The organism is Clostridium sp. CTA-1, assembly GCF_054768215.1.
This window is the reverse complement of the sequence record NZ_BAAAAP010000029.1, coordinates 26510-43888: the sequence shown is the minus strand read 5'-3', so window position 1 is coordinate 43888 and position 17379 is coordinate 26510. Positions and strand designations below refer to the sequence as shown.

13 protein-coding genes and 1 pseudogene are annotated in these 17379 nt (G+C 26.3%); 3 read left to right on the top strand and 11 right to left on the bottom strand.

Going from position 1 to position 17379, the window contains the following annotated elements; genetic code table 11:
* Nucleotides 1-177 precede the first annotated feature (177 nt).
* The gene (gene yfcE, locus ACYUEW_RS16970) at nucleotides 178-723 is read left to right on the top strand and encodes a phosphodiesterase (RefSeq protein ID WP_040109370.1); all 546 of its coding nucleotides are present in this window, start codon (nucleotides 178-180) and stop codon (nucleotides 721-723) included.
* 329 nt (nucleotides 724-1052) lie between these two features.
* Here yfcE and ACYUEW_RS16965 read toward each other — a convergent pair whose 3' ends face one another.
* From ACYUEW_RS16965 to ACYUEW_RS16945, 5 genes and pseudogenes are all read right to left on the bottom strand, one after another.
* Entirely contained in the window at nucleotides 1053-1868 is an 816-nt protein-coding gene (locus ACYUEW_RS16965) for an alpha/beta fold hydrolase (RefSeq protein WP_460277436.1), read from the bottom strand.
* A 27-nt stretch (nucleotides 1869-1895) separates the two neighbouring features.
* Nucleotides 1896-3686 carry a methyl-accepting chemotaxis protein gene (locus ACYUEW_RS16960; RefSeq protein ID WP_040109366.1) on the bottom strand — a complete coding sequence of 597 codons (1791 nt, stop codon included), beginning with the start codon at nucleotides 3684-3686 and terminating at the stop codon, nucleotides 1896-1898.
* A gap of 399 nt (nucleotides 3687-4085) precedes the next feature.
* Nucleotides 4086-4517, bottom strand: coding sequence for a ferritin-like domain-containing protein (locus ACYUEW_RS16955; RefSeq protein WP_003489320.1), 432 nt, complete (start codon nucleotides 4515-4517; stop codon nucleotides 4086-4088).
* Between the two features lie 388 nt (nucleotides 4518-4905).
* Nucleotides 4906-7035, bottom strand: coding sequence for a DNA helicase RecQ (recQ, locus tag ACYUEW_RS16950; protein WP_460277433.1), 2130 nt, complete (start codon nucleotides 7033-7035; stop codon nucleotides 4906-4908).
* 275 nt (nucleotides 7036-7310) lie between these two features.
* Nucleotides 7311-7736: pseudogene (locus ACYUEW_RS16945) on the bottom strand (DUF4184 family protein); the annotation flags it as partial.
* A gap of 205 nt (nucleotides 7737-7941) precedes the next feature.
* On the opposite strand from ACYUEW_RS16945, the gene ACYUEW_RS16940 reads away from it, so the two are divergent.
* A complete protein-coding gene (locus ACYUEW_RS16940; protein WP_460277431.1) occupies nucleotides 7942-8244 on the top strand; it encodes a hypothetical protein in 303 nt (100 codons plus the stop codon).
* A gap of 391 nt (nucleotides 8245-8635) precedes the next feature.
* On the opposite strand, the gene ACYUEW_RS16935 is transcribed toward ACYUEW_RS16940, so the two are convergent.
* Together ACYUEW_RS16935 and ACYUEW_RS16930 are read right to left on the bottom strand one after the other, a co-directional pair.
* Nucleotides 8636-10795, bottom strand: a complete 2160-nt coding sequence (locus ACYUEW_RS16935) for a YhgE/Pip domain-containing protein (RefSeq protein WP_003489316.1) — start codon at nucleotides 10793-10795, stop codon at nucleotides 8636-8638.
* A 25-nt stretch (nucleotides 10796-10820) separates the two neighbouring features.
* Complete coding sequence (locus ACYUEW_RS16930; protein WP_460277429.1) at nucleotides 10821-12989, bottom strand: YhgE/Pip domain-containing protein; 2169 nt, start codon at nucleotides 12987-12989, stop codon at nucleotides 10821-10823.
* Nucleotides 12990-13883: 894 nt separating this feature from the next.
* Here ACYUEW_RS16930 and add point away from each other — a divergent pair.
* Entirely contained in the window at nucleotides 13884-14891 is a 1008-nt protein-coding gene (gene add, locus ACYUEW_RS16925) for an adenosine deaminase (RefSeq protein ID WP_042386368.1), read from the top strand.
* A gap of 427 nt (nucleotides 14892-15318) precedes the next feature.
* On the opposite strand, the gene ACYUEW_RS16920 is transcribed toward add, so the two are convergent.
* The 4 genes from ACYUEW_RS16920 to ACYUEW_RS16905 form a co-directional block, all read right to left on the bottom strand.
* Entirely contained in the window at nucleotides 15319-15810 is a 492-nt protein-coding gene (locus tag ACYUEW_RS16920) for a hypothetical protein (protein ID WP_265204255.1), read from the bottom strand.
* Between the two features lie 35 nt (nucleotides 15811-15845).
* Nucleotides 15846-16385: a signal peptidase II gene (locus ACYUEW_RS16915; RefSeq protein ID WP_265204256.1), complete on the bottom strand. Its 540-nt coding sequence runs from the start codon at nucleotides 16383-16385 to the stop codon at nucleotides 15846-15848.
* A gap of 55 nt (nucleotides 16386-16440) precedes the next feature.
* Nucleotides 16441-16623, bottom strand: a complete 183-nt coding sequence (locus ACYUEW_RS16910; protein WP_003489304.1) for a hypothetical protein — start codon at nucleotides 16621-16623, stop codon at nucleotides 16441-16443.
* Nucleotides 16624-16764: 141 nt separating this feature from the next.
* Nucleotides 16765-17379 carry a DUF2812 domain-containing protein gene (locus tag ACYUEW_RS16905; protein WP_460277426.1) on the bottom strand — a complete coding sequence of 205 codons (615 nt, stop codon included), beginning with the start codon at nucleotides 17377-17379 and terminating at the stop codon, nucleotides 16765-16767.

Below are 17379 nucleotides of genomic sequence, written 5' to 3'. Positions count from 1 at the left end.
ACAATAAATTATATTTCTTATACTATACAATATAATAATTTTTTAAATACAAACTCTCTTATAAGTAATTACTACTTTTTTTCTTATTATATAAATTTTTCAACAATTACTTTTAATAAAAATAAAAAAAATATATAATTATATCTATACTTTGTTATTAAGAAAGGAGTTCTTTATATGAAATTATTTTTTATATCTGATATCCATGGTTCAGCCTATTATTTAGAAAAAGTTTTACATATATTTGAGGAAGAAAAAGCAGATTATCTAATTATATTGGGTGATGAACTTTATCATGGTGCTAGAAATCCCCTTCCTAAAGGATACGATCCTAAAAAGGTAGCAGAAATTTTAAATTCCTATAAGGATAAAATTATAGCTGTAAGAGGAAATTGTGAAAGCGAAGTAGACCAAATGGTTCTCAAGTATCCTATTATGAGTGATTATTCTATAGTTTTATATAATGGTAAAAGATTATTTTTAACTCATGGTCATATTTTTAATAAAGATAATATACCTAATATAAGTAATGGAGATGCTTTAATATATGGTCATACTCATATACCTTTAGTCGAAAAAACAAACAATATATTTATGATTAATCCTGGTTCCATTACATTTCCAAAGGAAAATACACCTCATTGCTATGGAATACTTAATGACAATCTATTTAAAATAAAAACCTTAGAAGGAGATATTTTTAAAGAGATTTCATTAATATAAATTCCTAAATGAAGTGATTTTTAAATTTAGTGAAAATTTATTTTAAAAAATTATATTTTTTATTGCTTCTTCTACCTTTAGGTTAAGAAGTTATCTAGTACCACAGAAATAGGATAAAATTTTTAAAATTTTAGATAGTACCTAGAAATAGAATAGATTTAATTTTAATACAATAAAAATAAAAAACATAAGCAATAAGCATATGAGTAAACTTTAGTAATTTTTAATATACCCACAGTAAAAATTACTAGGGAAATAAATTAATTTAAAAAGTATTTTTTATATCTTTAGATTAAAATTAAATCTATTTTTATACACAAACAATAATTTTACTTTTCAATAAATTCTACTATATCTTTATTAAATTTTTCTGCCTCTTCCATAAACAATATGTGACCACATTTTGAATAATCTATCCATTTTGCATTTTTAATTTCTTTTTTCATATACTCACAAGTTTCCTTTGTACAAAAAGCACTTTCTTCTCCTCTTGTTATTAACGTAGGTACTGTAATTTTTGAAAGTTCTTCTCTATAATCTTGATTTGACATGGACACCCAACAATCTACTACTACATGAGGAGTATTTTTTCTTACTTCTTCAAATACCCAATCCATATCTTCTTTTATTCTACAGCCTGAAGTTGCAAATAAAGATGGAACAAAACTTTCTATAACCTTTGGCCAATCTCCTGCTACATTAGCTATATGATTTAAATTATCTTTATGGCTAAACTCTCCGAAAAGCCCCATATGCCAATTTCCTTCTGCTACAACTTTTGGTGTCATATCTATAAAACATATATTAGATAGTTTATCACAAGCAAATTGTCTTACATATTCAAGTATTATAGTTGTTCCCATAGACCAACCTGCTAATGCTACATCAGAAAGATTTAAGTGTTCTATAAGATCTCTTACATCCTTTGCCATTCTATCCATAGTTAGACCATTTTCAGGTCTTTCTGATACTCCATGACCTCTTAGATCATAAGTTACAACTTTATAATTTTTACTTAATGTTTCTACTTGTTTTTTAAAAAAGCTATGATTACAAGTCCAACCATGTATAAATATTATTGGTTTTCCTTCCCCTTTTACTTCATAAAAAATTTTAACATTATCATTTGCTAAAAAATATGCCATAAAAAATCCCCCTTTAATATTTTTAAACTAATCTAAATTAAATTTATTTACTTCATCCTTTAAGTTTTTAGCTAACCTTTCTAATTTTGCCGACATTGTAGCTAAATCATTTATAGTAACTGTTTCTTGTTCAACTATAACACTTACTTCCTCAGTAGAGGATGCTGTTTCTTCGGATACACTGGATATATTCTCCACAAATGTATGTACACTATTTTTTTCTTCATCTATATTCTTTATACTTTCTATCAATACATAAGTTTCATTAATCATTTCATCTACAGATTTATTTATCACCTGAAATGAATTTATAGCTTCATTAGATGCTTCTGATGTATTTCTTATTATTATTTCTGATTTTTCTTCATTTTCTTCTGCTTTTGATATTTCTCCTTGCATTTCTTCTACTATAGTTTTTACATTTTTAGTAGCTACTTCTGTCTGTTCTGCTAATTTCTTTATTTGATCCGCAACTACAGAAAAACCCTTACCTGCTTCACCTGCTCTAGCTGCTTCTATACTTGCATTTAAAGCTAATAAATTTGTTTCATTTGCTATATTATTTATAGTAGCCACTATATCACCTATAGACGAGGATTTTAAAGCTAAATCTTTTATATTATTAGATATATATTTAGATACCCCTATATTTTCCTTTAGCCTTTCTACTAAGTTATCTATAGCACTTATACCACCTTTTGATGCTTGTCTAACTTCATTCATATAATTTCTTACATTATTAGAATTTTCACTTGTTTTATCTATTTCTTGTCCTAATGTAGACAATTTTTCTACAGCCTGCTGTGAGTCTTGTGCTTGGATAGAAGCCCCTTTAGCTAAATCTTCTACAGAAGTTGAGATTTCATTCATGGCATTAGTATTTTCTTCTGAAGTTTTAGTTAAATGCTGAACAAAATTAACTGTTTCTCCTGACTGTGTTAATATATTTTTTATAAAACCTTTAAGATTTTCTTTCATAACATCTATATCTCTATTTATATTTCCTATTTCATCTGAAGTTATTCTTGCCAGTTCTATAGATAAATCTTTATTTGATATTTTATTTATAGCTTTTTCCATTTGATTTATATTAGTTCTTATATTATTTGAAAATATATAAGAAAATACTGCTACCACATATATCATCATTGCTAAACAAGCGCAATAATAAACTAATGGACTAACTCTAATAGTGTTAATATATATGTTGTATGATGTATATAAATATGAAAAACTAACCAATATTAACATACTAAAAATAGCACCATATATTTTATTACCAATAGTAAATTTTATATAATTATTTTCATCTATTTTGTATGTATTTAATTTCTTTTCTATAAATATATCTATAAGTAATTTTTCTGAATTTAAATAATTAGTCATAAAACCTGTGAAAGATAAGCTCAAACCTATCAAGAAAGCTACAAAATACTGAGCTAAATCTATTTTCATAAATAAATTAGATATTAACATTATGCTAGGTACCCCTAGTAACCATCTAAAAAACATAGTTATTCCCTCTTTTAAAGGGAACTTTAATAAATCCTTCTTTATTCGCCCATATTCTTCTTCTGTAAGATTTTTTTCCCCATACAAGATTTTCAAATTATCATATAAAGTCTTTTTCCTTATATATATTCCTATAAGTATATTAATAATTATAGCTGATATTAAAGAAAAAACTCCTGACCAAAATCTTTGTCCATAAAATTTTCCTATATGCATAGTGCCTATAATTGCTACTGGCATAACTACTGCATAGGTTATACTCTCTAATTTTAGAGTTAAATTCCAAAATAACTTTTTAGCCCTCATTTTTTCGCCCCTTTAAACAATGTATTTTTTTCTAAATTATTTTTCTGTTTTAAAACACAATTTTAACTAAACCACGCTTAAACAAATAAACTTTTACAAAAAACTAATATTATTTTTATCTAGAGAAATGATTTTTATTTTTTGGCAATCAAACCTCAAAGTTACTTAATATATCCAAAAATCCTTTATTTAGTTATAACTTTACAATATGATTCAATTATTGTCAATATTTATATTTTTTTCTTAATAATTACTTATATTATTAAATTTTATATTTAATAGTTAAAGTAAGTAATCTAACTATATTTGCTTAATATTAGAGAAAGGACTCTATCAAATTTTCAAAAATAAATTTGATAAAGTCCTTTTTAATAATCATTATAATTTTTTATTCTTAATTTATTGAAAATATCTATCTAATAATCCCTTTAACATCTTTGCATGTCTTGCTTCATCTCTAGAAGCTTCATCTATAAAATCATGTACTTCATCTATATTTTCTTCTTTAGCCTTTACAGCTAAAGATTTCTTCATTTTGTTTGATCCTATCTCGCCCTGTAGCATTTTTTGTAAGTTTTCTTTTGTACAGTCAGAAATTTTTCCATTTAATTCTGCATATCTCGCTGCATGTTCTGCCTCTTCTGTAGCAATTACTTTTAATACCTCTGCTATTTCTGGGAACCCTTGTCTTTGAGCTACTCTTGCCATTGCTATATATAAACCAACTTCCCCAGTTTCAGCTCTAAATTGCCCTTCTAAATCAGTTTTAATATTTTCATTTTGAGCGGCTATACCTAATTGATTTTCATTTATTATGTCTAATTCATCCATTAAAATACCCCTTTCTCATTTAACTTTATTTACTAATTACTTTATAATCAAATATTAATTAGCAAATCTTTTACTAGTTTTTGAAAAAGGAGCTAAAATTATTCTACACTGTCATAAAAATAGATTTAATTTTAAAACCGCAAATATAAAAAATATATTCATAAACTAATTCATTTCATTAAGAAGTTCTAAATCTGGCTTCATTAAAAATTTTTTACCCAATGGAGGTACCCTCCTTGGTTTCATCATCGGCTCCTCACGTCCTGTGAGGAATTATAAAAATTTCAAATTCTGTCGGACTAAGAACTTCTAAAATTTATTCATATGTCTATTACATATATTTTTATATTTGCTATATTAAAATTAAATCTATTTTAAAAGCTTTGCTTTAAATTATATCTTTATATTTATACCATACGGATTTTATACACATATAATCCACTTCTGGTGGTAATTCATCTTTTACTGGTTTTAGCTTTGTTCCACCAACTTTTTTTATAGTGTCTAATATGAGCCTCTCATAATCTTTTTTTATAAAATTATCTAAATCAACTTCCATACCTTCTGACAGACACTTAAATAAATGCTCTTGTATAGTTATAGCCTTTAGGTTCCGCTCATCTGCAATTTCTTTTATGCTTTTTCCTTCTTTATATAGGTTATAGCTTAATACATGAGTCTTTATTTTAGACTCCTTATTACTTTTAGTACCTTCATAACTATCCATATTATTAATATCTATTCCCTTTTCATCCATATATTCTGTAATAGCTTTTATAAACCTTTCTCCATAAACCTCAGCTTTTCTTTCGCCTATACCTTTAATTTTTAATAAATCTTCCTCTTTAGTAGGCATGTATTCACTAAGCTCTTTTAAAGTAGCATCTGGGAATATCATAAATGGTGGTACAGATTCCTCTTGAGATATTGCTTTTCTTAACTGCTTTAGTCTATCTAGCAACTCATTGTCTGCTTTTACTTTCTTCTCTATTTTACTAACCTTTATAGCTACAGTTTCTTTTCCTTTTAACACATCATAGGATTTTGGTCTTAATCTTACAACGGGGAATTTATCATCTGTAGTTACCATATAATCATCTGCTATTAGTTTATTCATTAAAGACACTATATCCTTCTGAGTAAATTCCTCCATAATACCATAAGTGGATAAGCTATCTAAATCTAAGGATAAGAGCTTTTTATTTTTTGACCCTCTAAGTACATCTGCTACCATATTTACACCAAAACGTTCCTTCATTCTATAAACACAGGAAAATATCTTTTGTGCTTCTAAGGTTATATCCTTTTCTTCTCTATTGTCATTGCAAGTACTACAATTATTACATTTTTCTTCTAAAGGTTCTTCACCAAAATATTCTAATATATAGGACCTTAAGCATTTTGAGGTGTAGCAATAATCCACCATAGCTCTTAATTTATTATATTCATTATTTTTTCTTTCCGGAGATAAAAAGCTTTCATCTATAAAATATTTTTGAAGGCGAATATCATTAGGAGAGAATAATAATATACATTCACTTTCTTCTCCATCTCTCCCAGCACGACCCGCTTCTTGATAATAGGCTTCCATATTTTTAGGTATATTGTGATGTATAACAAATCTTACATTGGATTTGTCTATCCCCATACCAAATGCATTAGTAGCTACTATTATTTCTATATTATCAAAAGAAAAATCTTCTTGTGTTTTTTTTCTTTCTTCATCATTTAGCCCTGCATGATATACTCCTACTTTATAACCTTTTTTATTTATCTTATTATATAAACTTTCCGCTTCTTTTCTTGTAGATGTATATATTATACCTACCTTACCCATATTATTTTCCAAATAATCAAATATAAATTTTTCCTTGTCTTCTCCCTTTATAACAGAAAAGCTTAAATTTTCTCTATCAAAGCCTGTTACAAATACCTTAGGATTTTGAAGTTCTAAACTATTTAATATATCCCTTCTAACAGTTTCTGTGGCTGTAGCTGTAAAGGCTGCTACAATGGGTCTTTTAGATAATTTTCTTATAAAATTACTTATTTTTGTGTAACTAGGTCTAAAATCATGTCCCCACTGAGATACACAATGTGCCTCATCTACTGCTACCAAAGCTATATTTAAATTATTTAAACTTCTTACAAAACTATCAGATTCTAATCTTTCTGGAGCTATATAAATAAGCTTATAAAGTCCTTCCCTTGCATTAAATATTCTTTCTTCTATTTCTAAATTATTTAGAGAACTATTTATGTATGTAGCTTCTATTCCAACTTCTTTTAAGGAATCCACTTGGTCTTTCATAAGAGAAATAAGAGGAGATATTACTACCGTTACCCCTTCAAAAATCAATGCAGGTATTTGATAACATATAGATTTTCCTGCTCCCGTAGGCATAATAGCTACTGTATCTTCCTTTTTCAAAATACTTTCTATTACTTTTTCTTGAGCCTTCCTAAATTCATTATATCCAAAATGTTTTTTTAGTAAATTTTTAGCTCCCTCTAACATAAATTCACTTCCATTTCATATATTTATCCCATTTCAAATACTCACAGCTTTTATGAAATTGGGTGATGTTATAATTGTTTAATTGTTCAGTTTCAGTTATTTAGAATTCTTATACTGCAATAATCACTGCCAGAACATAGATAAGTTCTTCTTATAAAGTACAATTTTAGTATAAATTTATTAATAAGAAATTTATATTGTTCTACTTGTCTAAAATTATATCCAACTTTTTTTAAATATTTCTATAAAAAAATATTTTAAAATTTTCTATCTATTTTTTTTAATCCTTCAAATAGTATAACAAATTTTCCACCTTTGTGGGTAAAACTATCCCAAAGTACATGAGTAATCATACCTATAATAGCTGAGTAACTAAATACTAGAACTTGTGTTAAGAAATTTATTCTCCATGGTTTTAATGCAGTATTATAGTACCAACTATCTATTGGTTTTGGCATATGAACTATTAATGGTTTTTTTATTATTTTATGAAATAAATAAGCCAAAATAAAACATAAGGGTAAATTATATAAAAAGAAACCTATTAATCCATGTCCTATGGTAGCCATAGGTTTAAATCTTATAAAATATTCAAAATCAGGACTCATACTACCTAATATTAAAGCAGTAAAACTAAAATATTTATTCCATTTCTTTTCTAAGGGTAAAACTATTGCTGGATGTGAAAAAGTAAAGGGCATTATTTCTGTCCTCCTAAAATCTATATAATTATTTATTATAATTATTTTTATTAAGTCAACTAATTTTTAGCTTTTATAAATATAGTCTATTTTAACACATTATAAAAATATAATTTTATAAAATATAAAAATAAAATCTGGATTTTTAAACCATATATAATGTATAATTTAAATATAAATTAATAAATACAAGGAGTATAGTTATATGGAAAAAAAGCCTTCAGTTAAACGTTCCGCTACTCTACTTGCAATTGTTTCTTTAATTGTGTCTATAATTGTTATTTTACCAATATTAAATTGGCTTTTTAAAATAACTCCATGGCAAAAATGGGAAGGCCTCCCTTTGTTCTTTGGAATATTTATAAGTCCTCTTGGCTTTCTTTTGGGAATATCATCAGTAAGAATTGAAACTAATAAATGGGGTAAGCTAGGTATTGTTATTAACACTTTATTATTTCTATTACCTTTTATCTATATGACTTTAGGTGTTTTAATTTTCGGACCTTAATATATAATCAAAACTTAAAACTTTTCTATCTTGATTTTCCAACTCTAATCTATTTTTACATATTATAAGGAAAGTGCTACGCACTTTCCTTATTTAGAGTACAGAGTATAATGAACAGAGAACAGATTTAATTATGCTAACTTCTCTTGGTTTAAAAAATTAGGATATGTGGTGTAAAAGGTATTCGAGTAAGATTAGATCTTCTTATTTGTTTTTGCAAAATATATGTATGTTTCAAATTATTGTTCGAGCGTTCATTAAGTTTAATTTGAAACCATATATTTTAAGGAAAAACAAATTAGAAGTCTTTATGGTCACGAGTTACCTTTCTAGCCACATATCCTTTTTTTAACCCAAGGGTGATATAAGACCCTTTTAAGTCATAATTTCCTTATAATCCTGTTTCTATAAATTTATCATTCATATATTCAGTAACCTTATGTAAAGGCTTCTTAAGAACAACTAATAATAATGAACCTATAGAAAATATAAATAAAGCTCCTAAATTTTTAATTACAGCAGCTCGTACAGGCCCTGCTATAGCTTCTCTAAATCCTGCTATGGCATAAGTAAAAGGCCATAAAGGCTGTAATACACCAAATATTTTAGGATTAGTTTGTATTGGATATATTCCCCCTGCACCAGCTATTTGAAATACCATTATAACTACTGCAATAGCCTTTCCAAGGTTCCCAAAAATAGATACTAGAGTATATATTATAAAAGTAAAAGTTATAGCTGTTACTATAGTAAATACCATCAATAATCCCATACTTGCTGGTTTTATTCCTAAAATAAATACATCACCTAAAGTTACAATAACTCCTTGTATTATGGCTATTGATAAAAATAAAAGCAACTTTCCAAAATATACTTGAAGATGAGTAAGCTTTTTCTCTCCTTCAAATTCTTCTGCTTCTACAGATATCAATGAACTCATTAATAGAACCCCTACCCATATAGCTAAAACTGTATAAAATGGAGTTAGCCCTACTCCAAATATGCCTGTGTTATATATCTCCTCTTCTTTAATATTTATTGGAGAAGATATAAATGAGGCCATTTGTTCTGGATTTTTCTGAGTTAAATTTATTATTTTGTCTAAATTATCTTCAGTTAAAGAAGATGTTTTTTCCTGTAGTTTATTTATTGTTTTTTTAAATTCTGCTAATTTATCATTTATTTTTTTTCCATCCTTTAAAGCTGCATCACTAGTTCCTACTCCAAAATCACCCAAGGCCTTTAATTGAGGCATTACTAATTTGGTAGTATCTAATATGTCATTAGCTGTATCTAATCTATTGTCTAATCCTTTAGCAGTATTTTCTATTATCATAGTTGTTTGATTATAAAAAATATTGGATGTATTTCTCATATTTTTATTTATCTCATCATTTAATAGAAATATAGATTCTACAACCTGATTTATATTTTGTTTATTATTGTTTGAAGTAGAAACTTTATTCTTTAGTTCGCCTAATTTATTTTTTTCACTATTAACTTTTTCTTTTAAATTTTTTAAACTACTTATTAATTCCTCAATTTTTTTATTAGGTTTTAAAATATTTACTACTTCTAATGATTTTATAGTCCCATCTATATTAGTATTTATAGAATCACATAATTTTGATGCTTCATCTACAAGTTTAATCATTTCTGAATTATTACTAACATTGTTATACTCTTTTAAATTTGTTAATATGCTACTAATTTTATTATTTGTGCTTTCTCTATATATCATATCATTATTAATATTTTTTGCTATACCATTTAAATCTCGTTCCGTATCATTTACTAGGTTTTTGCTAGCTTCTGTTGCCTTCTGTAAATTATTTATTTGATCTGTTATAAGTGGTAGCTTGTCCTTTGTATCGTTAAAATACTGTTTCAAGTTTTCTGAATTTTTACTAGCATCATCTATTATATTTTTTACTTCTCCAATACTTTTATTTCCAAGCTCTAAAGTAGATTTTATGCCAAGTATCTTAGATTTATTCTTTTCTAATTGACCGCCTGTAGTATTCAATAATTTAAAAGCTTCTTTGTTTACTGTATAAACAAAATTAGTTTGAATTTCTTTAGCCAAGCTTCCTTTTGCTGCATTGGTTATTTTAGTTGCTATAGCATTTGATTTTTCATTAACTCTATATATAATATTTGGTTTTTGGGGATCTGTAGTTTTTAAACTTGCTAGTCCACTAGTAAAATTAGAAGGTATTTCTATAAGAGCATAATATTTACCTTCATTAAGTCCATAATTTGCTTGCCACTCATCTACAAAAACCCAGCCCATTTTTTTATTTCCCTTTAAATTTTGAACAATACCATTTCCTACATTTGTATATTTCCCCCTAACCATCATACCTTCATCCTTATTAACTATAGCTATAGGCAAATTTCCTGTGTTAGCATAGGGATCCCAACAAGCCTCTATATTAATCCATGCATACAAAGAAGGGATAAAGCATAATCCTAATACTACTATAATGGCTGCAGGATGTTTAACTATATTTGTTAGATCTCTTGAAAATATTCTAAATACCTTTTTCATATGCTCACCTCTTTATTTTCTCTATTTATTCTGATATTCCTGAAGCCTTAAAGTCTTCGTCAAACTTACTAATTTTATGATGTAATGGAGATTTTAAGAAAAATCCTATTAAAACAAATATGCCTCCCATTAATATAAGCATTATAAAATCTAATATTACACTAGATACAAGAGGTCCTCCTATTGCCTCTCTAAAACCCCCTATACTATAAGTAAATGGGAAAAATGGTTGCAGTATTCTAAATATTAACGGATCCACTTGTATTGGATAAGTTCCACCACTACCTGCTAATTGTAATATCATAAATACTATTGCTAGAGCATTACCAAACTTACCAAATATGGCCACCAAAGTGTACGTTATTATAACAAATATAATGGATGACACTACAGAAAACGCAAGCATAAGCGGAAAATTAACTGTATAAACTCCTAGTATAACCTTATTTCCCACAGCTACTATAAACCCTTGCATAGCAGCTAAAGTTATAAATGTAAGCATTTTACCAAAGTATTTTTGTCTTATAGTTATATTCTCACTACCTTCAAAATCCACCACCTCTGTTTTTAACAAAGATACCAGTATTAAAGTTCCAACCCAAAGGGCTAACACACTATATACTGGAGTCATTGCAGACCCATAATTAGGTATAGTATATACTGCTTCTTCCTTAATGTTAAAAGGATATGCTGCGGTCTGTGACATTAGCATAGGATTATTTTGAAGTACACTTATTATTTGTATTAAATCATCATTACTAACCAACTCTAATTTTTTACTTATTTCACCTATTACCCCTTTATATTCTGTTAGCTTATCAATTAATTCCTTGCTTAGCTTTGCTGATAAATCAGCTCCCTTTGTAGATGTAGCTAATAACTTTTCTATTTGTGTATTTAATCCATTACCTGCCTTTATAAGTTTACTAGCATCTTGAATAGAATTTTTGAAATTATTAATTATAGAACCTAATTCCTGTCTTATATTTGAATTAAAAACATTCATTACACTTTCAATTTGTTTATTTGTATTAGATATATTTCTTTTTAATTCATTTATTGAATTTTCATTTACTTTACTAGAATTTGAAGCAATTTCTTGTATCTTTAATAATTTTTGTTTTTCTTCATTTAAAGCTCCTTTAACATTATTAAGGGATACTATAAATTTTGACACTTCAGTATTTGGCTTTGTGTTGTTTATTTTTTCAAGGAATTCTATCATAGAATCAACATTTTTATTTGTACTATCTATATCCATAATTAAATTTGCTATAGAGCTATTTGCTTCGTTACTTGAAGATTCATTATTTAAAACTATTAAATTATCTAATACTGATTGAACACGATTATTAGTAGATATAGCCTGCCTTAATATAACGTTTATATTATTTAAGGAGTTATTAAATATATTATTAGTTTGATTTATTGTTTCATTTGTATTTGAAGATCTAGAATTAATATTTTCTAGCCCCTTAGTTATTTCTGGGAAAGTAGTTTTAACTACACTTAAATATTCATTTAGATTTTTAGAATTAGTATTTACACTTTCTAATCCTGTTAAAATTAAATCCATGTTTCGATTCATTGAAATAATAGATTCTTTAAGTTTTATTATTTCATTTTTGTTTTTTTCAAGATCTTTACCTATTCCATTTATAGAAGAAAATACAGTTTTATTTACAGTAGTAATAAAAGTGGTAGTTATCTCATTTATTAGTGTATTTTTAGCCATTCCAGTTATTTTCGCCGCAACAGGATTTTCTTTTGTATCAACTTTGTAAATTATTTCTGGATGTTTAGGATTATCTGATAAAACACTAACTATATCCGCTGAAAAATCCTCTGGTATTTCTATACTGGCATAATATGTACCATCTATAACACCCATATCCGCTTCCTTTTTATTAGTAAATTTCCATCCAATTTTATCATTACTCTTAAGTTTTTTCACCATCTCATTTCCTACATTTAGCTCTTTACCTTCAAAATCTGTACCTTTATCATTATTAATTACAGCTATAGGTACTGTACTTGTATTTTCATAAGGATCCCAACAAGCTTTAATATTGACCCAAGCGTAAAGTGATGGTAATACACAAACTCCTAATATTATGATTATTGCAATAAAATTCTTATTTAAACTTTTAATATCTCTCTTATATACCTTAATTATGTTTTTAAATCTATTCATTCCAAATTATTTCCTCCCAATTCTTTATAAAAACCAAAGTAGATGAATATATCATAGTTAATAAATTTTATATTTAAGTTATAAACAGCCGTGAAACGTATAGCTTGTTCACACATTTACTGACTGATTAATTAACCTTAATCTTAAAATAATCTTTTTTCTTATATAATTAATTATTATTCTTTGATTTAATCTTACTGTACTTACATAAATATTCTATCATTTCTTAGCTTATAGTATCTAATATTTTATTTATATATTTAAAATAATTTATGATACTTCCACATGCATTTTATATGTACTAAGCTCTAAGCCTTAAATTATTACCTTTACTTTATTTTTGATGGCTTCAATACTCATTAATTATATCAGAAATATGATATAATTGATTAAACTATTAATCACACCCTAATAGCTGTCATTTTTTTTGGATTTCATGTATTATTACACTGTAAACTTTCTAAAACAATAAATAATATTTTATTCTTTTTAATAGAATATCCGCTTCAATAGCATCATCTTTTTATAATATTACATATTTTTTCTTTATTCAACAGCCTATTGTTAACTTATATGATTAAATTCAAAATAAATGCCTATAACTATATATTTTTTATATTATAGTTTACTTATATGTAAATTATAACTATTTATGGATTATTTATTCCTAGCAGATTATAATAAATAGTATTTAGTTTCTTAACACAGATAAATTTAAAACTTCTTATAAAACTGAGTTATTTAATTAAGTATATTAGGCTTAAATTTAAATATATTTTATTTTGGAGAGCTATCCTTTACACAATTTCAATAATAAATTATAATTAAGCTTAACATTTTAATAGACTTATTATAAAAAATTACCTCAAAAGGTAATAGTAAGGAGTGACTAATTTGAATCTAAAAAAACTTCCTAAAATAGAGTTGCATTGCCATCTAGATGGTTCATTAAGAGTAGACACAATATTAGATATAGCTAAAAAAAATAATATTCCTCTTCCCAGCTATAATAGAGAAGAGCTTATAAATTATGTTTCTATAATGGATGATTGTAATTCCTTAGATGAATACTTAAATAAGTTTTTTATCCCTAATAAAGTTATGCAAACAAAGGAAAATTTAAAAAGAATAGCCTTTGAGTTATTAGAAGATGCTGCAAAAGATAATGTAAAATATATAGAAGTAAGATTTGCTCCTCTTTTACATGTTGAAAAAGGGTTAACTATTGAAGAAATTATAGAAAGTATATTAGAAGGAATTAAAGAGGCTGAAAAACTTTATGATATAAAAGGTAATCTAATATTAGGTTGTATGAGAAATATGGATATTCCCTCAGCCTTTGAAGTTGTAAAAAAAGGAGCTAAATTTATTGGCAAAGGTGTGGTTGCTATAGATCTTTGCGGTGGTGAAGAACCTCATTTCCCAGGAAAATATGTAGAGGTTTTAAAACTAGCAAAAGAATATGGATATAGAATAACTATACATGCCGGTGAAGCTGGTGTGGGGGAAAATGTTTTAGAGGCTATAAATCTTTTAAATGCTGAAAGAATAGGCCATGGAATATATATTAAAAATTCTCCTGAAGCTTATAAACTTGTAAAAGAAAAAAATATTCCACTGGAAGTGTGTCCAACAAGTAATCTTCATACTAAGGCTTCTGAAAACTATAAAGCCCATCCTTTTATGGATTTTCTAAAAGATGGCATTAAGGTTACTATAAATACAGATAATATGACTGTATCTAATACTACCATAACAAAGGAACTAGAAATGCTTAATAAATTTTGTGATTTATCTATAGAAGATTATAAAATACTATATCTAAATGCAGTGGAGGCATCCTTTGCATCCTATGAAACAAAACAACTGCTTAAATCATATTTTACAGAAATTACGGCTTAAAAGAAAGTTATACTACCCTTGGTTTAAAAAAGGAATATGCGGCGAGATCGGCAACTCACTTCAATAAGAGATTATAATTTGTTTTTTCTTAAAATATATGGTTCTAAATCATAACTCGCTGAAGGCTCAAACAATAATTTGAAACATACATATATTTTGCAAAAACAAATAGGAATCTCTAATCTTGCTTTAATGCCTTTTATACCACATATCCCCATTTTTCAAACCAAGGGAAGATAGAATAACTCCTTAAAATTTATATAAATTAAATTTGCGCCAAATCCATTTGCGTTAGCAACCAAATTTAATATAATAAAGCCAATAACCTCAGCAAGTTTTATTTTATATAAACTTACTGAGGTCATTATGTAATATATTATTTTTATTTTTGATTATTAATAAAATTTAAATAATACAACAAGTTAAATTAACTAAAAAAATCTATATGAGAAATATCTATATTTTTATCAGAATTTACACTTATATCAAATTTTCCTCCTGCATTTAAACCTACAATTCTAATAAAATATTTTCCATCTTTAGGTGTTGTAAAATTTATATCTCCTTTTTGATTTGTTTCATCTTTCTTGGTTATGATATTGTATTCTGAATCTAGAACTACAATAAAAAGTTTACCCTTAGTTATCTTTGTATTATCCTTAATATTTATTTTATTACCTTTATTGGATTTAACCTCCATCACAGACCACTTACCATCAAATTTCTTAAAATCAAAACTGTAGGCATTTTTGCTACTTATATCATTTTCTAGACTGTAAACATTTCTTTCAGACTCATCTCTAGTTGATAAATAGTTATTCGAATCAATATTAACAAAATAATTTTTATATACTGATCTTGATCCTGCAATTATTATAAATACTAAACAAGAGATAATTAGCTTGGTTCTTTTTTTCATTTTCTTTGCCTTCTTTCACGTATTTACAATTAAACTTAGTTTTTAAAACATCTTAATCTTATATATGATTTGAAATCATTATAAATAGTTTTTTCATTAATAGACTTTAATTTTTTATAATTTAATATGACACATAACATTGCTACAATCTGAAAAATACTAATATAAACATCTTTTAAATCAAATATGAAAAAATTTTTGAAGAAAATAAAATCTAAACTTCCTCCCCAAAAAACTTTATCTATTAAGGAACAAATTGATGCTGCACATACCAAAACAAATAAACAATACACTATTTTGTGAGCAGTATATCTTTCTTTAATAAAATCAAAGATTGCTATAAAAAGTAATAGTATTACTATATTTAAAACTATATGAGCAAATAAACTTATCCCCATATTACTAAAAGAATTAAAGTATGAATATTTTATATTAATAATTGGTTTAAATCCAAGTATGCTGCCAAATATATAAAATTCTTTATCCATAAAATTATTATGTATATAAATTTTTATACTTTGGTCAATTAAAACTAATGTTAACACTAGCAACATCACTCTTAGGCTTTTCTTCATATTCCTATTCCCCTACTTTTTAGTAATTAATAAACACTAATACTAAAATCACTACTTATTGTACAGCTGTCATTCCGTCTATAAAACCCCTTATAAAATCTGGAACAGCCATTGCTAAACAAACTAAGATAATAACTTTTCCTATAGAATTTACGTGCTTATATTTTTTTATTTTCTTACTTACAACAAGCATAACAACACCAATTATTAGTCCTGAACTTATGATAATATCTTTCATTTTCTACTCCCCCTAACATTGTAATATCTTGTAATTAACAGCTTAATTATATACATTACTACCTTTAATTTCAATATAATCTATATGTTTACTAATAAAAATATTATGAAAGGTATTACTAAATAATTAATTTTCTAATCTTTAATTAGATTTTTTCCCTTTGTTATATAGCATCCTAGCTTTAATTGCTAAATAAACATAGAAAACCGCTATTAGAGGAATTAAGAATACAATACTTCTTCCAAGTGCAAAGGGTGTTTCAAATAAGAAACCTCCCCAAAATGGTACACCAGTTCTTTCCCATAATCCTGGTGTATAATACAGTAATTTAGGATTAAGTATTAAATTAACATTAATATTCCCGTCGGATATGTAGGCTACAGACATCAATAAAAAACACACTGCTGATATAATGGACTTATTAGATAATCTTTTATATCTTGCTGCTTTGGATATATCATCTGAAAATATATCTTCTTGGCTGTTTTCATGAATTTTTTTGAAATATTGAACTCCTGAATTTTTACTACCAGCTAGATGTTTCCAACCACTATCTTCAAATAAAGTACAATAATCAATAAAGCTTTCTTTCTTATTAAAAATTATATAATCAATTCTAACTGTAGTATCTTGTGGTTCTATAGAATAAAATTTATACCCAAAAGATATATTTTCTAATTCATAACCCTTTTTATACATTTCATTTAACCACTTTTCTTCTCTATTATAATCAGCAAAAATCCTAAATTTCCTCAT